The organism is Phyllobacterium sp. NPDC097923 (assembly GCF_044760925.1).
Lineage (GTDB): Bacteria > Pseudomonadota > Alphaproteobacteria > Rhizobiales > Rhizobiaceae > Phyllobacterium > Phyllobacterium calauticae.
On sequence record NZ_JBIWBL010000008.1, the window covers coordinates 26,575 to 46,323 of the forward strand.

The window sequence follows — 19,749 nt, forward strand, 5'->3', positions numbered from 1 at the left end:
GAACTCCTGGTTTGTCGGAGGCTGTACCCGCATTTTTTAACAATGAAACAAGCCCTGCCGCACCGATCGATGATCGCCATAAAAAGCAGTGTTATCAATTGGGCTTGACCAGGTCGCGCCACAAATGGACCGATACTGAAATAGACCGACTGGGTGTGTTATATCCGGCAACGCCCATAGGCGAAATCAACAAGGAGTTTCCCTTTGCAAACGAGTCCATGTTGCGAAGTCAAGCCAACAGGAACGGGATCTACAGATCTTCCACGCGGTGGGAGTGATATGTGCCGTTTCATATATTAGGTCAGAATTTTTTACCCCGGATGCCAAATATTCCCCCCGAACGTATAAAAGCGATCTTCCTCCATTGAGTGAGCAGCGCCGAAGCAATCTCCATCGCTTGGCCTTCTTCAGAAGGGTGGGGCGATACGGGATCTTTCCCCGGACGCACCCGAGGGTGCGCCCGGGGGTATCCCTGCAAAGATTTAGTGCTTGTTGTTGATGGCTATCCGTTTAGCGGATGCCCGCGCTTTGGCAGATTTGGGCACTAAAATGGTTAGAACACCATTGGCGTATGATGCTTCGATTTTGTCTTCCTCAATTTCATGACCAACCGTTATACGCCGTTCGAATAGCCCGTAATGACGTTCGCTGAAGTGCCTGCGCGCATCGTGGTCTTCGGACTTACGTTCGCCCCTGATACAAAGAACACCATTTTCGAGGAGAACGTCGATATCCTGTTCCTCAAGACCGGGAACCTCGGCGACTATACGCAGATCCTTATCTGTCTCATTGACCTCAATTGACGGCCAGACATCGTTTCTGCCAGGCAGACGGCCCAACAGGGACGGCGCATCAAATCCATGAAAAACCTCGTCAAACAGACGATTCACGTTTCGATGCAGGGCAAGAAACGGATCCAGACCTTCATTCCGGTAAGGATCGGGAGCCTGATTGTTTCCACGGCTCCATGGCATGAGATCACGTACACTCATCATCTATTCCTTTCCTCGTGATATATGTCGGGTCAAACGCATCTTTCTATGCGTTGGGTGTGGACCTGACAGCCTTTGTCGCGGGCGCAGTGCTTCGGGATGAGGTACCGATGGCAATCCGCCGCGGTTTCATATCTTCCGGAACTTCTTTTTTCAGGTCGATGGCAAGCAGACCCTTGTCCAGTACCGCACTTGTGACAGTTACATGGTCGGCAAGCTCGAAGCGATGCACAAAAGGCCTGAGTGCAAGACCGTGATGGAGATAATTGAGGTTTTCGGTTTCTGCACGTGCACCATTCACCACAAGCATGTTCGGCTCATGCGTGATGGTAAGGTCGACATCGGCAAAGCCGGCAACCGCAATGACAATACGATATGTTTGGTCACTCAGCTTGATGATGTCGTATGGGGGCCATTTGTCGGAGCCTTGCGGCTGCCCCGAATTCTCCAGCAGGTTGAAAATGCGGTCAAAGCCAATGCTCGACCGATAAAAGGGAGAAAAATCGACGTTGCTTCTCATGACTATATCCTCCTTTTGAGCAACATAGAAATGAGGGAGCGCCAAGAAGCAGCGCTCCCTGACTAACCCGGCCCTGATTCAGCGGCCAGGAAAAAATATGGGAATGACGGCGATACCAATCAAGAGCCCTTTTCAATTTACTCATTCGATGAACATGGAGAGCCACATCATCGTGAAGAGTACGCCAATGGCAATGACCAGAGTTACCTGAAGGTCGCTCATGTTGACCTCCAAACATGTTCAGCTTTTTGCGGATCGAAATCGATGGTGCGTGAATCCGCCTTTGCCGCGCCTTAAAAGCTCCGCCAAACGTGGCGACTTGTCACCTTGCGGCGAAATTGGCGCGGATACCTGACTCCTTATCTGTTTAAAAAGTTCAGGGCTTGCCGGTTTTTCGATTTGCGTTTGAAATTCTTGTCCTCTCATTATTGTTACTCCCTTGAGAATAACGGCAGCGTCTCGTGGGCAAAAGCCAGAAACGGTTTCTGCACGGATTGGATTGCAAAAAATATAATTTGCGCGCTGAGAATTTCAAGTTTGTTGTAAGCAAGTACCTAGACGAGAGGTTGTTGCGCTGAATGGAATGCTTCCAGGGGACGCTGTAGTCCCGTTCGTCTTTCGGGACGGTGCATCGCGTGCGACTATAATAAGTCACTACTGCTCGTTGCGGCGATCCAGGAATGTCCTGTGACGGAATACAGCTAATATGAGGGTTAAGGCGTGTTACGTCTTCGGCTTTACTACCTGGGTATGGTGTTGTAATCTCTATTGCTACCGAATCTGGCGATCTTTTTTATCGCACTTTTGAACAGTTGAGTGTCTTATACCCTCAGTGGTGCCTTCTAACTCGGCTATTATCTAATGTGCCGAGATGGGTTCTCTATATGCCGGATCCTCCATGCTTTTTATAAGTTTGATCACACTGTTAATTCTCGTTGGGCTGATTTTCGTCTGCGGATTTTTTGTATTCCTCTGGCACAGACATTTTGGGCCTTTCGTCAGGCAGAAGGCGCTCTCTGTGGGACCCGGTCAAAAAGCTTCCTTGGTCCCCAAGCAACCATATCACCCATGATGATTATAGCGATGAACGAGTCGTCACGTCAGGGAATCCGGCCAGACGTGTTGGCCAAAACTGGAACCTATTGCCGCCATTCCCGTTAGGAACTGCGAAGGCAAGAACCTTCGTCATGAACAGGAGAATACTATGCGTCGTATTTTGATTGCAATGGCATTGGCCACGTCGATGATTTCCGTTGCGAGCGCCCAGACAGCCACGGCAACTGCCACCGAAACCTTCGTAACGGCGCAGCCAACTGACGTTCTTTCCTACAATCTCATTGGATTGAATATTGTCGATGCCCAGAACAAAACCATCGGCGAAATCAAGGATTTGATCCTTTCGGAAGGCAAGTTGGCGGGTTACATCGTTTCTGTGGGCGGCGTTCTCGGTCTAGGTGAAAAATATGTCATCGTGGCGCCGTCAGCAGTTAAAGTTTCCTATTCTGAAAACGACAAGAAGTGGACCGCCGGGATGGCCGCGACGGAAGACCAGCTGAAGGCCGCACCCGAATTCAAGTATGAAGGCCGTTGGAAGAAATAGTCAAATTTTGTCTCCCCCGCACCGGCGCGGGGGAGACCATTTGATGGTTGGTGTTGGTTTATCTCATCCGTTTGACTGGGGGATGGGTCTTTTTAAACAATTGGGTTCCTGAATGTGTTTCCGGCCACGACAAATGGGATTCATTGAGAATATGTTAAAGCCATTGCTGAACCTGCAGACGCAGTAGCGTACATGTTACAAATCTGGCTGCATTTAAGCAATTTTATTGTCTTTGAACCGGACGTTGAATTTAGCTCAGGAATGCGTAAAGTCCAACAACTTTTGCGGCACAACGGGCGCAAAGTCGACCGAAACGCTCGATACAAATCAACTTTAAGGTTGAATATTCTTTATGCCGATTACCAGCAACGCATTTGTCCGCTCGACAACGATCTTCCTTCTCGCAGGCGCAATAGCCCTGATAGCAATCGTCGGCGCCAGTGTTTGGCTCGCGCAAAGAACACAGCAAAATGCTGATGCAATCCTGGCAGTAAGGGAGATGCGCGCCGCGTTCGGAGATCTGCGCACCAATGTGCAGGAACTCGAAACGGGACAGCGCGGATTTCTTCTGACAAATGATGAGCAATATCTGGCCCCATATAGCGCTGCGCGCGACAGAATCTTGCCCGCGCTGCAGAATGCCCGGCAACTGGCTGCGGCATATCCGGCCATGGACGCACCACTGCAAGACCTTTCTGGGATAATCGATGGAAAACTAAAGGAGCTGGACGCGACTGTCGCCATGCAAAAGCAGGGGCGTGGTACGGACGCACTTGCGATCGTTCGTTCGAACGAGGGAAAAGTGCTGATGGATCACGCGAGAGCAGGTTTCAACGTGCTTTTCGCACAGGCAGATCAGCGTCTCAATGAACTTGGCGACGAACTGCGAGCCAGCGCTTTGGCACTGCGTTGGGTGACAATTGTAGCAGCCATAGTCATTCTGCTGATGGCGGGCGGATCGGTCTGGACTGTCGTAAATTATACCAAAGATCTTGCGACCTCGCGCAATGAGGTCGATCTTTTGAACGCCAGTCTTGAAGTACGTGTGCGCGAACGCACGCAGGATCTCAGACGCGCGAACGAAGAGATTCAAAGATTTGCTTATATCGTTACACATGACCTACGTGCACCTCTGGTGAATATCATGGGCTTCACAAGCGAATTGGAAGCGAGCCTTCCTCCCATTCATCGCCTGATCGAGCGGGTGGAAAAGGAGGGCGATCCGGAACTGACGCGGGAAGCCAAAGCCGTTGCTGTAGAGGACCTGCCGGAAGCAATTGGTTTCATCAAGACATCGACCAGAAAAATGGATGCTCTTATCAATGCGATTTTGAAACTCTCCCGAGCGGGGCAGCGGCCCTTGAAGCCAGAAGTGATTGAATTGAATTCCTTGTTGAGATCGTCAACCGAGGCGATTCAGCATCAAATTGCCGAGGCCAGCGGAGCGATCGATTGGGACATTCACTCACCGCCGTTAGTATCGGATCGCCTCTCGTTGGAGCAGGTGTTCGGCAATCTTTTTGACAACGCAATCAAATACCGCGATCAAACAAGACCCTTGCGCCTACGGGTAAAGGCGTCCGCTGCCCAACATAATCGCATCTTGATCGAAGTCGCCGATAACGGCCGTGGGATACAAAAGCAGGATCATGAGCGCATCTTCGAACTTTTTCGACGTTCCGGATCGCAGGATCAGACAGGCGAGGGGATCGGACTAGCCCACGTCCGTTCAGCCATTCGCAATCTTGGCGGTGACATCACCCTCGAATCCATGCTTGGTCAAGGTACGAAATTTTTCATAACTCTCTTCCCCGCGATCTTGCGACCGTCATCAGGAGCACTGCAGCGTGAGCAACAAACCAGAAGCTGTAACCATCATCATGATCGAAGATGATGAGGGCCACGCCCGCCTTATCGAAAAGAATATTCGGCGCGCGGGTGTCAACAACGAGATCCTGCCATTTTCGAACGGTACTGACGCACTTGCCTTTCTCCTGGGGCCCGAAGGGTCCGGCGAGACAAAAGCCGGCCGGTCATTCCTCGTCCTGTTGGACCTTAATCTCCCGGACATGACCGGGATCGACATCCTGGAACGTTTGAAGACCAATACGCATCTGAAGAGATCACCTGTCATTGTTCTCACGACCACTGACGATCAGCGGGAGATCCAGCGCTGCTATGATCTTGGCGCCAATGTTTACATCACCAAGCCGGTTGATTATGATGGTTTTGCCCATGCGATCCGCCAGCTTGGCCTGTTCTTTTCAGTCATGCAGGTTCCCGGAACCGCTTGATATGCTTAATCATCAACACCGAATACTTTATATTGACGATGACGTAACGCTTGTGCGTCTCCTTCAGAAGGCGGCTACACGTCGCGGCTATGAATTTGTTCACGCCGCCAACGCTGAAGAGGGTATTGCCCTGCTCGAGCAAGGTAATATCGATGTGATTGCGCTCGACCATCACCTTCCAACCGGAACAGGTCTTGAATTGCTCTCGTCACTCAACAAACGTAACCACGCACCACCTGTTGTCTATGTTACCGGGTCCGCGGAAATGTCGGTTGCAGTGAGCGCGCTCAAGGCCGGTGCCTCTGATTATGTGGCCAAAACAGTTTCCGAGGACTTTTCTGAGCTGTTCTTCAGCGCCATTGAACAAGCACTGGTGCGCGCACGCCTGACCAGAGAAAAGGACCGCGCGGAACAGGAGGTGCGGGAAGCACGGGATAGGGCCGAATTATTGCTGAGCGAAGTCAACCATCGCGTCGGCAACAGCCTGTCGTTGGTGGCAGCTTTAGTCAGAATGCAAATGACGACCGTGACCGATCCGGCGGCGATCGACGCTCTTGCCGAGACGCAGGCGCGCATCATTGCCATAGCCGGGGTCCACCGACGTTTGTACACTTCAAATAATGTGGGATCGGTCAATGCTGACGAATACCTTGCGGCGCTGGTTGAGGAGTTGGACACCACAATGAGATCTGCCGGACACACTGCCGTCGTGCGTCTGCAGGCAGATCACATGATGATAAACACGGACAAGGCCGTGTCGCTTGGCGTTGCCGTAACCGAGCTTGTCACCAATGCATTCATATATGCTTACGAAACCTGTGCTTTTGGCGAGATTCGGGTCAGACTCGTTCGCGCCGCGGAGAGCACAGCAGTTCTGGTGGTGGAGGACGACGGGATAGGCTGGAACGGAGAGGGGGCTGCGAAGGGAACAGGACTTGGCAGCAAAATAATCAAAGCCATGGCAACGACCCTGGGCAGTCGCATTCAATACGAAACCATGACACCCGGCACGCGAGCCAGTCTGGAATTTCGCCTCTAGCATTATTGTGCGCACGCTCCCAGTGGATGACGCTATAATCTTTGCCTTGGCAAAGTGCCCGGTTCACCAAGGTCGCGAACCGGGCTGGAAGCTCCGGGATGAAGGTCCAAAGCTAACGAACTAAGGGAGAAAGCCAAAACTACCTTCGTTCGTTGAAATAACTCCAAATCTCTGAAATGGTTCCCCAGCCAGTCAAGTGCTTGGCGCGGGTGGCGGGGCGACCGCGAGACGGAGTGGGTTATTCGTCGAGTCGCGCCAAGCAACTGACGGGGTGTCAGCCCAACTATAAAACGGATCAAACACTGAATTGTTCCGCCGCCTCGCAACAGTCAACGCCCCTCAACTTTGTCGTTGTCCCTTGCCGGCTCCAAGCCAGGCGCTGCAAATAGGTTTAGGGAGGATTAAAACTCTGCGCAGTATTGCCTCCACTTTGGACCTTGTGGGAACCGGCAACGCGTCTTCATTGCATTACCGGAATGCTCACGCGGTTTCAACGCGGTTTCGTCCGCCGCTTTTCGCGCGATAGAGTGCTTTGTCCGAAGCCTTCATGACGGCATCAATGTGATACACACTTACGCACAGGACTGCCACGCTGGCGTTTACCGTTACACTGATTCTGTCGTTTCTTAACTTGTGTTCCGCTGAAGCGATCTGGGATCGGATCCGTTCGGCATAATCGACGGCTGTGCTCAGCGGCGTGTTGGGCAGAAGAAGATAAGGTATATGCCAACTATATCCTCCAGACCTACCAGCGTCGAAATGTCGGTAGCACTCTCTTCGGAAAAGTTGTCGATGACCTTGAGGAAACCGGCCGAATAGGATTGATCCTTCTTGCCTTAGGCAACAATCCCAATCGCGGTTTCTACGAACATCAAGGCGGCAGGCAACTCCCTGCTGAACCTCTGACGCACGGGTCTGTGACCGTGGATCAGGTCGCGTACGTTTGGGATGGCAGGCCACACTTTCGGGAGGAGAGAGCGATGGCACTCACCAGCAAAATTGGTCCGCATGATCGCCGATGACCTGACCAATTCTCCGTTGAGAAGAAGCGTATAGCGCAGAGTTTCGGGACGGAGCTTGGGGACATTCATCATGTTGGGAGCTCGGGACGAATGTTGGAATGCATCGCGCGTAAACGGAGCGCTTCGACAATTGGGGGTGTCGGTGGCTCGGAAGATCAGATGATCCGGCCGCGCTTGGCGAGAAGGGCAGCTGCCGCTGCCAGGCGATCCTGTAATTCCTTTGCCTCACGGGCTACGCGCAGCCGAAGGGTTTTCGCGTCGCGATCCTGCAAAGCGGAATCATGCTCTACAACGGCATGGATTCGGGCCGTATACTGCGATTGAGCATTGCCGAAGGCAATCTCCGCCTGCTGGCGGGATTTGCTATATGTCTGTGTCATTTTGGTCCTGGAGTGGGGCGCGCTCAGCGCGCGATAATAAAAAAGGCCAGGCAATTTGCCTGACCTTGCTTGATATCATGCTCTCGGCAGTGCCAGTACATCCGTGGTCAAAGGAAAGCAGATATCAGTTAAGCAGCCTGCAGGTTACAAGCAGACATTTTGCCCGACTTGTTGTCGCGCTCAAGATCGTACCCGAGCTTCTGGCCTTCGACGATTTCACGCATTCCGGCGCGCTCAACAGCGGAAATGTGAACGAAAGCATCAGCGCCGCCGTTGTCAGGCTGAATGAAGCCGAAGCCTTTTGTGGAATTAAACCATTTAACTGTGCCAGTGGTCATAATGAACCCTTTCATAGCATATTGAATGACCGCAACGCGAAACGCTGCGGATGACGGTTGCGATTTTTGAAAGGAAAGTTCGTTCAGGGCGCGGTGCCAAACGCGCGGTAACCAAAGCTCAGCAAGCAAATATCGATGTCACAGGAGTACAGAGAAGCCGCACGATTGTCAACCTTTGGGTTTCGATATGTTGGCGTCCGCTTGCGAGATTCCAGAGCGGACGGCATAAAAACACAATTGCAACCCCGTTTCGGCAGACCCATCCAGGAACCATGACAACAATCTTAACAGCCGCATTCCGCCACCCTATAAAGCTTGCTCCAAGCGACATCGACATGATGGTCACGTAAACAATGCCATCGTGCCTTTTCTGGGCGCAGCAGGCCGTCGTGCACGATTGGCAGCACGCATCTCCCATAGAGGCGCTAACCCGGCTGCTTTGGGTCGCTCTCAAGCATGAGAGTATCTATCGCATGCCCCCTCTACATTGAGGACAGGGTTGAGGCACTGGTCACAGCGACGGGAACGCGGGTCGTGTGAGGCATTCACGCCCTCGTTCAGATGGCGGAGACGATCTGGCGGCAGAAGTACGCCCTTCGTAGGGTTGCGTCGACACGGTTACCCGACGAACCGGTCGGATCGCTGGGGATATCGCGTGCGTATTTCTGCCAGCATAGGCTTGGCAATAGGCAAATTATGGGATCGGGCGCAAAAAAGTAACGAAGAGACTCAAACGAGGCGAGAGTGGCGATCATCGCATTGGCCGCATTCTTTAGGCTGGTGCCAATCAATCAACCATCACCAGGAAAGCCGGCTCCGCAAGCACTTGATGAGTCAGCTGGACAGTGATGGAAAATTTTCTATGGGTTCTGATCCTTATAGGCGGTTCCATTCTCTTGGGCGCTGACAGTGCCGCTGCAATGCAGCTGCGTCGCGTAAGGCCAACTGACTCGCAGATGCGCAATCGGACGAATAGCCGCCGAGACACCAACAGATGTTTCTAGGACACGCGGCTTCTCCATTGGCTCACCGACGCTCAGCTTGCCGCGTTCAAGGCTGCGTCTTCCCGACGCCCGTTCTCGCCCAGCGCTATCGCGGATCAGGCTAAGGGCACACAATTCCTCGACAAATCACAGAAATCCGGTTGCTAAAATAGTGGACAGTGCAAACTCCCGGCAGTGAGCCAGGTAGGCTACTTCGTGTAATCCCACCAGAGCAGAAACGCTCTTCCAGAGCCAGTCTGCCCCACCATTTCCACGTAGGCTCGGAGCATTCAACGTTTTGAGCCAGTCGTTGCGTTGTTTCGCAGTTAACTGCCGCGCATGACTTTTCCCGATTATGAAGGCTAAATAACCAGCAATATCGGTCGCTTCATCTCGGGTAAGCTTGTCTATTTGTATTTTGAGGTCTTGAGGGCGTAACTCTCTCACAAAAACCGCCTTCCTCAATAGGGACGTGCTTAGCATTCGATCCCCCAAATATGGGGAAAGATGCCTGGCACCCTCTACAACCCGATCCGCATGACTTTTGCCGCTCTGGCAATGAACTGTTTGAGGTGCGTTCGGTGCAACAGCTTCCTTGATATCAATAAGGCAAAAGTGACGATTTTTACCTTTTCCTACCTTCACCAGTGCGGCTACCCTCAACAACCCCAGGGAACTGCAACCTTTTCGCCAATACGCCGCGTCCAACAGTTCGATGGCGTCATCGTCTGGCCGTGAACTGATCAGGGTAACCAGTTTCCGCAAATCCTCTCCTTCGAACATAAGCGCGAGCGCGGTACGTTCGTCTTCTGACAGTGGCCAAAACCTTGGCCCTAAGGGTAATACCCGTTGTTTGCCTTCCATTTGATCTGAGACCAAATTCTTCCAGGTTCGACGAGATGCCTGATGCATTATCTTTGCTATTGCGTCAGGCCTAAAGGATACTTTGCTGGAGCGCGGCAAAAAGGCAGTTTGGTAATCGTCCAGAATTCGGGCCAACATAACCGTGGTGGTAACGCCGGACAAATCTGAACCGCGGGCGGCCATTACGAAAGACAGAGCAAGGCGAATTATATCATAAGCGGCATTGCCAATGACCGTTTGATCGAAGTCGCGTATCAAGATTGCCAAGTCACCATTTTTGCTGACCGTCGGTCCCAGGTTGCCATAGTGACAATCGCCGCAAATCCAGATGGGTGGGCTCTTCGGCAGTTGATTATCTTTGAGGTTCCGGAGCCAATTATAGAAAGACAATGTGCTGCCTCTAACGTAACTCTCGGCGGAAACAGCCATCTTTTTTTCCTGGATACGTTTCAGACATTCTGACCGTTCTGTTGGTTGAACAGCGGAATCCATTTGAGACATGGCAAAAATATTCCTCTCTCTATTCCCGCCAATAACCTGCATGTAGCAACTATGTTCCAATGGGAGCGAGCCGCGTGCGAAAGGTTTCTATCAATTGAACTGATATTGCCCCGCCAAGCCGTGAAAGTTCCGATTTTAGTTCGGCCAACAGTGTGCCGGAGCACTCTCTCTCTCACCATATAATGAAAACCCAACCTCGGAATAAAAGGCGTGCTGCATCATTTAAAACGCGGTAAAAGGAGCGTTCCAGGGCCGCGAGCCAATTGGAAAGTATACCTCCAAGTCGCAGTGTTATCGTGCCTTTCGCGCGGCAGCAAAACTGCTTTAGCGTCCCTATCGTAAAAACAGTGAAATTTTTAAATATCCTACGGCGCGTTCATTTAGATTGCTCTTAACCATCTCATTTTACGTATATTCGACGCTTCGGACCCCTGGATAAGGTGGTGACGCCTTTAATCGACGCAGGTCCGCAGCCTCTGGTTAGGCCAGTCGTTAGAAGACGTACCACACAATGCTTTGCTCGGGACACAGTTTCGTGATCAGGCGCGGCAGAATTTACCACGTCTCTCTCCTGTAATTTTTAATTATAACAGATGCAAAGCCCATAAAGTTCCGAGTGACAGATCGCCGGGCAAATTTATCATGCATTCATGAGGGCAGTGCCTGAAGATGAGCTTGGTTCCATATCTGGCCCTCCAAACAACCGGTCGGCACCAGATTTCATCGGAACCAATTTCATCTCGCGGGGTTAATTTATTGGACCGCGCTGATTTTCGCGACGTTACAAGCCGCTATTCCAAAACCGTTCAGGAGGATGAAATGGGATTTTTCTCAAAAGACATCAAATCGATGGACGATCTATTCGTGCATACGCTGCGCGATATATACTATGCGGAAAACCAGATCGTCAAAGCCCTGCCGAAGATGGTGGACAAGGTATCAAACATGGAGCTCAAAAAGGGCTTTGAAAAACACTTGCAAGAGACCAAGGGGCACATAGAGCGCCTGGAACAGGTTTTTGAAATGCATGGAATAGAAATCAGCGGCGTCAATTGCCCTGCCATCGATGGCATTTTGGAAGAGGCCGATGATGTAAGTGGCGAAATCGACGACAAGCGCGTTTTGGACGCAGCGCTGATTGCTTCGGCGCAAGCGGTAGAGCATTATGAAATTACGCGTTATGGCACATTGATAGCATGGGCGAAGCAGTTGGGACGCGACGATTGCGCAGGCCTGCTAGACCTGAATCTCCAGGAGGAAATCAGAACAGACAGAGCCCTAACGGGAGTGGCCGAATCCCATGTAAACGCCGCTGCAAACTAAAGGGGGGCGGGGCGACGTTTCGCTGCAGAACGTCGTCTCCCTTTTCCTTGGAAACCGCTGAGGAGAGGTTTTATGAATATTATCGATGCGATTGTGATTCCTTCAATTATTATCAAAAACAGATATGATGTTGAATTTGTCGCAGACACCGGTAATCGGGTTTCGGTGCAGATTGACGATAGTGAAAACGCTCCATATGACGAATTGAAAATCATTCAGAGCGCGGTGGATCTGTTGCAGCAAACGTCTTCTGTCGAAGGAACAGCCATAGCATTTTCAGGACGAGCGGCCCGTATTCTCGAACCGATGGATGCACATCAAGCGGACCATACTCCGAGCCGGCCTACGGGTCCGACACCGCCGAAAAATCCCTTGGTCGACGATGCCGATGAAGAGGCTATTATTATACCTGTGAAGGGAGAAGGTATGATTGATCCCTAGCAGTACTTCCTACGGGTTTTTTTTGATACGAATTACTATGGGAACAAGCGCCTTTCTCTCGCGTTTATGGCGAATGAAAAACATACATTTTCCGGTCGTTAGCGTAGGCAACCCTAAAATGCCAAGACATATTACCTCAATGACGGAAGCCGCCGCCTTTTTACTGAATGATTGGCCGGCTGCCCGTGGTCCCAAGCACGCCCGTGCCCGCATCGCGTGTGTTGATGCAATTGAAGGCAGGTTGTCCGGGTATAAGGCGCGGGCATTTTTCATTGATGCTGCCAAAGAGGCCCACATTTTTTTGAGTGCCGCAGCATGGTTTTTTCCCAATACCGACAGGTAAAATGGACTTCATGGTTCATCTGGAGTGAGCGGCTGTCTCTCCATGCTTTGACTGTTTTTCCATTGGATTAATTGCTATTTACCGCGTAACTGTGGGCGACGTCAGCGGCTAACTCCCCATGTGATCGACATAAAGGTCACCGACAAAGGAGGTTCCAATGAAACGGTTTTTAATCGCGCTCGGCGCCCTTTCTATCCTTTCTGCTGCTCACGCTCAAGAAGCACCCAAGGCATCTTCTGATTCCCAGACGCCTGCAATCGGAACTCCCGATGCCGCCAATCCTGCGGCCCCTGTTGTGGGCAAGAACAGTTTTACCGAAGGCCAGGCGAAAAAACGCTTTGAAGCTAGAGGTTATTCAGATGTGACATCGCTCAATAAGGGCCACGATGGAATCTGGGTAGAGTCTGCTATGAAAGATGGCAAGCCAGTCGCAGTGAAACTCGATTACCAGGGAAATATCACCGAGGCGAGTAAGTAGAATTGATCAAACTCACGTCAAAAGGAGATACCCCATGAAAACGATTACAGGACTTTATGACAGCTACGAGGACGCACGCTCAGTCGTCGGCGAACTGGAAAATGCTGGCATTCCTTCGTCCGATATCAGCATTGTCGGCCGTGAAGGTGAAACCACGGAAACCTACGCAGGCGAGGGCGCCGCAACAGGAGCCGGCGTGGGTGCCGTAGTCGGCGGTACCGGCGGTCTGCTCGCAGGACTGGGGCTATTCGCCATTCCAGGTGTCGGCCCGGTGGTTGCTGCAGGATGGCTTGCCGCAACGGCAGCAGGCATTGCGGCCGGTGCAACAGCAGGCGTGCTGCAGGCGGGATCATTGGTTCGCTGACGAGGGCTGGCATTTCGCATGATAATGCGCATGTTTATACGCGGGGCTGCGCACTCGTCTCAGTCCACACATAAGATGCCCAGGCTGATTTGGCCCGGTCGATTATCAATAGTTCGATGAATCACGTCCTGAGTATAGTGAAGAACAGGCCGCGAGGGAACGCGACAGACTTCGCAATACGCGCAATCTCAGGCCTTAACAACTCACGCAATGAAACGAAGGAGCTCGCCCGATGTGGGCGGGCACTTTTTCTTTGTCGCTTTTGACGTTTGGAGACACAATTGCCGTTGCAAACAGATCTCTCATGTATCGGGAAACTTTCAAACTCGCCGCTCAAGGAGGCGCATCAACCCGGTCTCTGCGGCATAGAGCCCTTTGCGCAAGGGCTCGCGGCACAAGGCAGGCTTAAGAGTATCACTGAGAAAGGCATCGGTGACCAAAGGGTGGACATAACTCGAGCGCGCCACGGCGGGTGTGTTTCTGAGAAATTTGCTGACATCCCGCATCGCAGATGCGATGGCGCGCTTTTTTGCAGATTCAGTCTTCGCTTCAATCTTGACTAAGAATTCGAGTGCGCGCGCAGAACCATGAAATGTGCGAAAATCCTTTGCGCTGATTTTGGAACCTGACACGTCACGTAAGTAATTATTCAGGTCCGAGGCGCGAAGAGGTTGCCAGCAATGCTCCTTCTTGTACTGGAACAGGCGGCCGCGTCACGAAAGTGCTTTCAAACGCGTCACCAGACGCTTGTCCTTGATGGTAACCTCATTTTTCTTTTTTGATTTACCGGCAAAAATGAAACTCGCAACGTTGCCTTCAATTTTGAGGTCGCTCTTCTTTAAAGTGGCAATCCCCCGTCCACCATCTTTGGCATATTTTTCGTGACCCGCTCGAAAGACCTTCACATCAATCAATCTAACGGCAAGTGCTGCAATCGATTTGTTAGTTTGACCCCCTCGTGCTATCTCGCGCGATACTCTTTTCCGGATTCTTGGGAGTGCATTGCCAAAGGTGAGAAGGCGATCGGTCTTGATTTTATCTCTGACCGCCACCCATTCTGGATGATAGATATATTGCTGTCGTCCAAGTGCATCCCGCCCTACGACCTGGATATGGCCGTTATCATCGCTGCAACAAAAAACGTTTGTCCATGCCGGTGGAATCACCAGGGATTCCAATCGATCTCGAATAGATTTCGAGACCGGCTTCTTGCCATTCATGTAACTGGCAGCATCTTTTTTAATTTTACGCTCAATTGTAAATGATTCAGGATCAACAGGTTTCAATCCTATGGCAGCTGCGTGATCCTTGTATTCGGACTGCATGATTTTTCCCTTATAATCGTTGCAGCAAAACGATTACAGGCTGCTCTTGTTCCCCTGGTTTTCGGCGTAACTCGCGAATTCAGCGGCGTGGCGGCCCCGCCGAAATTCTCAGAAAAGCCAAAAATGAATCACCTCAGCGCCCGTTTCAGAAACTCAGTCTTTAGGAATTTGTAAACTGCGCATAGGACTTCCGCATCGCTTCGTCAGAACTGGTAACTTAGTACCAGATGGCAAAGAGATATGAGGGTTGGAAATCTGATTTTGTTTGTATATCCCGATATTCATCGCCGATCGTGTGGAGCGGAAACGGCCTGAGTCAGTGCGTCTGATAAATTTAAACGATCATTCCCACCCGGATTACGCCAGAAATCTTCAGGAAAGAAGAAAGTAGAAAACCCTCCACGCACCCAGGTGCGTGGAGGGTTTTGTAACTTTGTTCTTGCGGATTGTTCTACTGGTTCGCTGTCCGCATGTTCGAGCGATAAAGCTCTTCCTCATCGTCCCGTTGTCTACCACCCAAAGCGGCAGCCACACATGCGATAAATGCTCCGATCAGCAGAGAAAATGCTCCCATAAAGGCGGTCGTTGCCCCCACTTTGCGTGCCTTGTCAGCAGCTTCCTTGGCCGAGGTTTTTGCAGTCTCGATACGAGACAAAATCGCATCCACACGCGCTTTCGCGTCTGCTTCTGACAATCCGCTACGTGCAGTAACGACCTGATCAAGATAAGCGCGATCCTCACTAGGGAGAGTTCCTGTCGCGGCCGCGTTGAGGAGAATGCGTGATACCTGCGATGTCACAGATTCAGATCCTTCAGCGCTACCGGCCCGTATTGCTGCTGGCCTCAAAAGGCTGTCAACGTAATAGGACGGGGATGTATCGGTGGAGGCTTTGGCCGCACCTGTGGTTGCCGCGCTCGTTGCTCCCGATGTGACTGTCGCTACGGTCTTAATACCGCCACTTATGGTTGAGGTTATTGCCGAACCAAGGATTGCTACGACGAACAAAGTCGACAACGCCCAGGCCATAAAACCATGTGCAGTATCGCGAAAATACACCTCGTCATTGTGGACACCGGACCATTTGGTCCTCAAGCGCCCTGTTAGATAACCACCAACACCAGACGAAATCCACTGAATAACAATAAGGCCGATCGCCGTGGATACCGCAAATGATGTCGCCGACGCTCCTTCAGAGGACCAGGGAGAAACCATCGTCAGTCCAAACCCTGATCCCAACAAAGTAAGGAGTATGGTGATCGACACAGCAGCGACAGCTCCGGCAATGATCGGTCCCCAGCTGACAGCACTTATACTTGATTCAGTGCCGGCACTTATTCCAGTATTCAATTCGGTGAGGGACATATCGCTCTCCTATCGCATGAACAGAAAGAGGATAAGAATGATTGGAAGTGGAACTCCAAGTAGCCAAAGAAGAATGCCGCGTCCCATAGAAACCTCCTGTACTGATCCAAGCTTCAAACAAAAGGAGCAGAAATTCTTCTCCTTTTGTTGGTATATAAAGTCTGAAGGGGTGCAATTTGTTCCATGCGATGCCCATGAGCCGCTTCAAGGATTTGATAGGCGTGAACTCTGACCCTCTATTCTTTTCGTGAGCAATCTGTCGAAGCGCTTTTTGCCCGATGCCGGGAACCATCACTCCTTTGTGTCGTTGATGACCCGTTCGTTGCATAAAGCGACGATAAAAATGGAGAATGGATATGACAGACAAAACACTGGATAAACTTTTCCACGAAACACTGAAGGACGTATATTACGCCGAGCGGAAAATCTTGAAGGCTCTTCCCAAAATGGCAAAGGGCGCCGTTACGCCCGAACTTAAGGCAGCGTTCGAAAAGCATCGGGATGAAACAGAAATGCACGTCGAGCGGTTGCAGCAGGTGTTCGAAATTCTCGGAAAACGTGCTCAGGGAAAAACCTGCGAAGCAATTGAAGGGATTCTTGCTGAAGGCGAGGAAATTCTCGATGAGTTCAAGGACGAACCCGCGCTGGATGCCGGCCTGGTTTCGTCCGCACAGGCAGTCGAACACTATGAAATTGCACGATATGGCACGCTTGCCAGGTGGGCTGACGAATTGGGCATGAAGGACGCCGTGGCTCTTCTGGTCCAAACCTTGGAAGAAGAAAAAGCAACCGATGCTGCACTGACGAAGCTTGCAGAAGGCGGTGTTAATCGCAAGGCGCAGCAGGCCGCGGCATAAAGCTCGCGCTGGCTGAGGAGGTCATACTATGCAGATTCTTGACACGCGCATTACTCCCCGCACTGCAGGAATGGGAACTTATTTGGTGGAGTTTCTGGGTGAGGGCGGTCAGGCTATTAGGGTTACATTGCATGATAACCGGTCTGATTTCGATCCCGATGGTCTGATTGTTAAAGCTAAGGCAGTCATGGTTCAGGTGGCAAATGTACCGGCCGAAGGTGAGAGTACATCGCAGCGCCATATGGGGGGCGTCCCGAAGACCTGGCAGTTTTAGATAAACAGTTGGATGACGGACTGGAGCAGAGTTCTCGCGGGAGAGATCCGGTTTCTGTGACGTCTACTGCTGTCCAGGGTCAGCCAAAAGACCAGAACCGTTGAATTTCCGCTGGCACAGGGAACCGATTGACTGCAGTAAGGTTTCTGTATGCTGGGTTTTTTCAGCTGACCATAGGAGGAAACAATGCCAAAAACAGAGAGCAAATCAGCCGCGAAGGGTGGGGCAAAAACGTCAGACAACAAATCGGCTAAAAGCAGTTCAACCGCTAGCAGCGCTGACAAATCGCCAAAATCAGGACAAAGCGGTAAAAGCCGCTAACTTGTCTGGAGGTGTAAGGGGTGGTCAAACAGACCACCCCTTTGTCGTGATCAGAGATCGAGAGTTTTAACACATCGGATGCGAACGTCATCTGTTGGCATCATAGTTTGTTTGCCGTACGCTGGATAGAAGGGCAAGATCAGCGATATCCTTTGCCACAGTAAGCGCCGGCCGTCTCAATCCGTGGGAGATCTCGTATTCGCATCCATTTATGGAGACACTGATCAGAAACAGATCAGTTTCTGAATTAGTCGTTCGTTCAATCAGACGCAGGTACAAGCCATTTATCTCATCTGGCCGAATGATTACAGACTGAGGTCGCCGGTCTTTTGTGACAGGGAGCTAGATGAGATTGTCGACTGGAGGTTTTTGGATTTTCCGCGCCATGCCCCTGCTGCCTATCGCCTTTCCGTTTTTTAATGAGCCACTACAAAAAAGAAGTAATTCCCATGCCAATGACAGCAGTACCCATCACTGCAGTGGCAAGCCATCCGACCCATTGTAAGGGTCCCCTTACAGTATTCTCCTTCATGATATCTTTTCTTGCTGTCATCAACATCATCATGACCATCACTGGTACTGAAACTACACCATTAATCACCGCACTCCAAAACAGAGCCTTGATGGGATCTATGGGGGAAAAATCGACGGCCGTGCCGATGAGAGTAGCCGCAGCAAGAGTTGCGTAAAATGCCTTGGCTTCCAGAGGCTTTCGGGCCAAACCGACTGGCCAACGTCTTGCTTCGCCCAGCGCATAGGCTGCGGAACCAGCCAGAACCGGGATAGCCAAAAGCCCGGTACCAATGATACCCAATGCGAAGATTGCAAAGGCAAATTCACCCGCGATCGGCTTTAGTGCTTCGGCAGCCTGTGCAGACGTTTCAATGTCGGTTTGACCTGCGGCGTGCAATGTAGCCGCTGTGGTTACCATAATAGCCAGGGCGACCAGACTGGAAAAACCCATGCCAACATATGTATCAATACGAATACGCCTGATTGCCCCTTTGGCCTGATCCGGGGCTTTTATCAAAGGTTGGCGCGTGGGACGGGTCTTCTCATCCTCGACCTCTTGGGAGGCTTGCCAAAAGAAGAGGTAAGGACTGATGGTGGTTCCCAGGATGGCCACGACTGTTGTCCAGAATGCCTTATCCGATGACAGTGTTGGGATAAAAAATCCGCGGGCTAGCTCCCCGTACGGTATTTGGACAAAGATCACCGTGCCAAAATAGGCGAACAGCGAAAAAGTCAACCATTTCAATACCGAGACATATTGCGTGTATTGGAGAAATATTTGAAGAAAAGTACTGACAATGGCAAAGGCGATCACGTAGAGCCAAACCTTGCCGCCAATCAAAAGAGCCACAGCTTCCCCCATTGCACCAAGATCTGCACCAATATTGATCGCATTGGCGATAAACAGCAGTGCAACGATAACGGGTAGAATCCAGGGTGGATAATAGGTTCGCAAATTCGTTGCAATCCCGTTGCCCGTCGTTCGGCCTATGCGGGCGCTGATTTCCTGAATGGCTGCCATCAGGGGATAGCTGAACAGCATCGTCCATGTGATGGCGAACCCCAGCTGAGCACCGGCTTGTGAATAGGTCGCAATGCCGCTTGGATCATCATCGGCAGCGCCAGTTATGAGACCAGGCCCTAACACCGCGAGCAGTCGGGGCTTGGAAGTTCCTACCACTGGATCTTTTTCAGGATCGGGTGTGTTATCCATGACGCTTTTCCTCCCGTTATGAAGCACAAGTGCAAAGAAACGAAGAGAAAGGTCATTCGTTCCGTCGTACCGGGATCAGATTTCCCGGATGACGAAATCTGAAAACAGGACGACGCCGACGATCATGTCAGGATTTTTTTCATTATAGATGCGGATGATCCAGTTTGATCTGTCAAATCCTTCAAGAATCCCATCCACCATCAACTCCTTGGCGGTTCGAACTGCTTCGCTTTGCGCTGTGGCATCATCAGCAAGCTCTATTTCAGAGACGATGTCTGACTTCAGGTCCTCATGGAACTCAAATTTATAGAGGGGCATTTGCAATCCTATCCATAGGCAGTCATTTTCAGACAGTGGCAACTGACATGACCTTAAACGGCGCAATGAACGAACAGTTCCTC

General features: G+C 51.3%; 19 protein-coding genes and 2 pseudogenes. 11 read left to right on the forward strand and 10 right to left on the reverse strand.

All coding sequences use genetic code 11. From position 1 onward, the window contains the following. Positions 1-482: 482 nt before the first annotated feature. Both ACIQWS_RS23785 and ACIQWS_RS23790 read right to left on the reverse strand, forming a co-directional pair. Positions 483-992 (reverse strand): Hsp20/alpha crystallin family protein, encoded by a 510-nt coding sequence (locus ACIQWS_RS23785; RefSeq protein ID WP_223615524.1) that lies wholly within the window; start codon positions 990-992, stop codon positions 483-485. Between the two features lie 46 nt (positions 993-1,038). Continuing rightward, complete coding sequence (locus ACIQWS_RS23790; protein ID WP_223615523.1) at positions 1,039-1,512, reverse strand: Hsp20 family protein; 474 nt, start codon at positions 1,510-1,512, stop codon at positions 1,039-1,041. A 1,204-nt stretch (positions 1,513-2,716) separates the two neighbouring features. Here ACIQWS_RS23790 and ACIQWS_RS23795 point away from each other — a divergent pair. The 4 genes from ACIQWS_RS23795 (at position 2,717) to ACIQWS_RS23810 (ending at position 6,445) form a co-directional block, all read left to right on the forward strand. Then, positions 2,717-3,112 (forward strand): PRC-barrel domain-containing protein, encoded by a 396-nt coding sequence (locus ACIQWS_RS23795; protein ID WP_223615522.1) that lies wholly within the window; start codon positions 2,717-2,719, stop codon positions 3,110-3,112. A 352-nt stretch (positions 3,113-3,464) separates the two neighbouring features. Further along, complete coding sequence (locus tag ACIQWS_RS23800; RefSeq protein ID WP_223615521.1) at positions 3,465-5,006, forward strand: CHASE3 domain-containing protein; 1,542 nt, start codon at positions 3,465-3,467, stop codon at positions 5,004-5,006. After that, entirely contained in the window at positions 4,993-5,406 is a 414-nt protein-coding gene (locus tag ACIQWS_RS23805) for a response regulator (protein WP_223615653.1), read from the forward strand. Before ACIQWS_RS23800 ends, ACIQWS_RS23805 begins: the two co-directional genes overlap by 14 nt. Position 5,407: 1 nt before the next feature. Next, positions 5,408-6,445, forward strand: coding sequence for a response regulator (locus ACIQWS_RS23810; protein WP_403184896.1), 1,038 nt, complete (start codon positions 5,408-5,410; stop codon positions 6,443-6,445). 480 nt (positions 6,446-6,925) lie between these two features. Here ACIQWS_RS23810 and ACIQWS_RS23815 read toward each other — a convergent pair whose 3' ends face one another. The 4 genes from ACIQWS_RS23815 to ACIQWS_RS23830 form a co-directional block, all read right to left on the reverse strand. Beyond that, positions 6,926-7,432 carry a GGDEF domain-containing protein gene (locus ACIQWS_RS23815; protein WP_403184898.1) on the reverse strand — a complete coding sequence of 169 codons (507 nt, stop codon included), beginning with the start codon at positions 7,430-7,432 and terminating at the stop codon, positions 6,926-6,928. 190 nt (positions 7,433-7,622) lie between these two features. Next, positions 7,623-7,847, reverse strand: a complete 225-nt coding sequence (locus ACIQWS_RS23820) for a hypothetical protein (RefSeq protein ID WP_223615652.1) — start codon at positions 7,845-7,847, stop codon at positions 7,623-7,625. Positions 7,848-7,975: 128 nt separating this feature from the next. Then, complete coding sequence (locus ACIQWS_RS23825; protein ID WP_223615660.1) at positions 7,976-8,185, reverse strand: cold-shock protein; 210 nt, start codon at positions 8,183-8,185, stop codon at positions 7,976-7,978. Positions 8,186-9,315: 1,130 nt separating this feature from the next. Next, positions 9,316-10,533 carry a DUF2252 family protein gene (locus tag ACIQWS_RS23830; protein WP_403184900.1) on the reverse strand — a complete coding sequence of 406 codons (1,218 nt, stop codon included), beginning with the start codon at positions 10,531-10,533 and terminating at the stop codon, positions 9,316-9,318. Positions 10,534-11,352: 819 nt separating this feature from the next. Between ACIQWS_RS23830 and ACIQWS_RS23835 the strand changes: the two genes are divergently transcribed. The 5 genes and pseudogenes from ACIQWS_RS23835 to ACIQWS_RS23855 all read left to right on the forward strand — a co-directional run. Beyond that, positions 11,353-11,856 carry a ferritin-like domain-containing protein gene (locus ACIQWS_RS23835; protein WP_223615658.1) on the forward strand — a complete coding sequence of 168 codons (504 nt, stop codon included), beginning with the start codon at positions 11,353-11,355 and terminating at the stop codon, positions 11,854-11,856. A 72-nt stretch (positions 11,857-11,928) separates the two neighbouring features. After that, positions 11,929-12,297 carry a hypothetical protein gene (locus ACIQWS_RS23840; protein ID WP_403184902.1) on the forward strand — a complete coding sequence of 123 codons (369 nt, stop codon included), beginning with the start codon at positions 11,929-11,931 and terminating at the stop codon, positions 12,295-12,297. 118 nt (positions 12,298-12,415) lie between these two features. Continuing rightward, positions 12,416-12,640 carry a DUF982 domain-containing protein gene (locus tag ACIQWS_RS23845; protein WP_403184904.1) on the forward strand — a complete coding sequence of 75 codons (225 nt, stop codon included), beginning with the start codon at positions 12,416-12,418 and terminating at the stop codon, positions 12,638-12,640. A gap of 157 nt (positions 12,641-12,797) precedes the next feature. Further along, entirely contained in the window at positions 12,798-13,118 is a 321-nt protein-coding gene (locus ACIQWS_RS23850) for a PepSY domain-containing protein (protein ID WP_223615650.1), read from the forward strand. Between the two features lie 34 nt (positions 13,119-13,152). Further along, a pseudogene (locus tag ACIQWS_RS23855) lies at positions 13,153-13,529 on the forward strand (general stress protein); the annotation flags it as partial. A 273-nt stretch (positions 13,530-13,802) separates the two neighbouring features. Here the strand turns inward: ACIQWS_RS23855 and ACIQWS_RS23860 are convergent. Together ACIQWS_RS23860 and ACIQWS_RS23865 are read right to left on the reverse strand one after the other, a co-directional pair. Next, positions 13,803-14,807 (reverse strand): annotated as a pseudogene (locus ACIQWS_RS23860) (DNA topoisomerase IB). 451 nt (positions 14,808-15,258) lie between these two features. Then, positions 15,259-16,170, reverse strand: coding sequence for a hypothetical protein (locus ACIQWS_RS23865; protein ID WP_223615649.1), 912 nt, complete (start codon positions 16,168-16,170; stop codon positions 15,259-15,261). A gap of 356 nt (positions 16,171-16,526) precedes the next feature. Here ACIQWS_RS23865 and ACIQWS_RS23870 point away from each other — a divergent pair, with 356 nt between their 5' ends. Continuing rightward, positions 16,527-17,027 (forward strand): ferritin-like domain-containing protein, encoded by a 501-nt coding sequence (locus ACIQWS_RS23870; protein ID WP_223615648.1) that lies wholly within the window; start codon positions 16,527-16,529, stop codon positions 17,025-17,027. A gap of 28 nt (positions 17,028-17,055) precedes the next feature. Beyond that, complete coding sequence (locus ACIQWS_RS23875) at positions 17,056-17,301, forward strand: hypothetical protein (protein WP_223615647.1); 246 nt, start codon at positions 17,056-17,058, stop codon at positions 17,299-17,301. Between the two features lie 748 nt (positions 17,302-18,049). Here ACIQWS_RS23875 and ACIQWS_RS23880 read toward each other — a convergent pair. Both ACIQWS_RS23880 and ACIQWS_RS23885 read right to left on the reverse strand, forming a co-directional pair. Then, complete coding sequence (locus ACIQWS_RS23880) at positions 18,050-19,348, reverse strand: Nramp family divalent metal transporter (RefSeq protein WP_223615646.1); 1,299 nt, start codon at positions 19,346-19,348, stop codon at positions 18,050-18,052. 75 nt (positions 19,349-19,423) lie between these two features. Further along, entirely contained in the window at positions 19,424-19,666 is a 243-nt protein-coding gene (locus ACIQWS_RS23885) for a DUF6894 family protein (protein ID WP_223615645.1), read from the reverse strand. Positions 19,667-19,749: the final 83 nt, after the last annotated feature.

Coding starts and splice junctions, on each gene's coding strand:
- ACIQWS_RS23785 (WP_223615524.1), bottom strand. CDS start 992: ATGAGTGTACGTGATCTCATGCCATGGAGCCGTGGAAACAATCAGGCT.
- ACIQWS_RS23790 (WP_223615523.1), bottom strand. CDS start 1,512: ATGAGAAGCAACGTCGATTTTTCTCCCTTTTATCGGTCGAGCATTGGC.
- ACIQWS_RS23795 (WP_223615522.1), top strand. CDS start 2,717: ATGCGTCGTATTTTGATTGCAATGGCATTGGCCACGTCGATGATTTCC.
- ACIQWS_RS23800 (WP_223615521.1), top strand. CDS start 3,465: ATGCCGATTACCAGCAACGCATTTGTCCGCTCGACAACGATCTTCCTT.
- ACIQWS_RS23805 (WP_223615653.1), top strand. CDS start 4,993: ATGATCGAAGATGATGAGGGCCACGCCCGCCTTATCGAAAAGAATATT.
- ACIQWS_RS23810 (WP_403184896.1), top strand. CDS start 5,408: ATGCTTAATCATCAACACCGAATACTTTATATTGACGATGACGTAACG.
- ACIQWS_RS23820 (WP_223615652.1), bottom strand. CDS start 7,847: ATGACACAGACATATAGCAAATCCCGCCAGCAGGCGGAGATTGCCTTC.
- ACIQWS_RS23825 (WP_223615660.1), bottom strand. CDS start 8,185: ATGACCACTGGCACAGTTAAATGGTTTAATTCCACAAAAGGCTTCGGC.
- ACIQWS_RS23830 (WP_403184900.1), bottom strand. CDS start 10,533: ATGTCTCAAATGGATTCCGCTGTTCAACCAACAGAACGGTCAGAATGT.
- ACIQWS_RS23835 (WP_223615658.1), top strand. CDS start 11,353: ATGGGATTTTTCTCAAAAGACATCAAATCGATGGACGATCTATTCGTG.
- ACIQWS_RS23840 (WP_403184902.1), top strand. CDS start 11,929: ATGAATATTATCGATGCGATTGTGATTCCTTCAATTATTATCAAAAAC.
- ACIQWS_RS23845 (WP_403184904.1), top strand. CDS start 12,416: ATGCCAAGACATATTACCTCAATGACGGAAGCCGCCGCCTTTTTACTG.
- ACIQWS_RS23850 (WP_223615650.1), top strand. CDS start 12,798: ATGAAACGGTTTTTAATCGCGCTCGGCGCCCTTTCTATCCTTTCTGCT.
- ACIQWS_RS23865 (WP_223615649.1), bottom strand. CDS start 16,170: ATGTCCCTCACCGAATTGAATACTGGAATAAGTGCCGGCACTGAATCA.
- ACIQWS_RS23870 (WP_223615648.1), top strand. CDS start 16,527: ATGACAGACAAAACACTGGATAAACTTTTCCACGAAACACTGAAGGAC.
- ACIQWS_RS23875 (WP_223615647.1), top strand. CDS start 17,056: ATGCAGATTCTTGACACGCGCATTACTCCCCGCACTGCAGGAATGGGA.
- ACIQWS_RS23880 (WP_223615646.1), bottom strand. CDS start 19,348: ATGGATAACACACCCGATCCTGAAAAAGATCCAGTGGTAGGAACTTCC.
- ACIQWS_RS23885 (WP_223615645.1), bottom strand. CDS start 19,666: ATGCCCCTCTATAAATTTGAGTTCCATGAGGACCTGAAGTCAGACATC.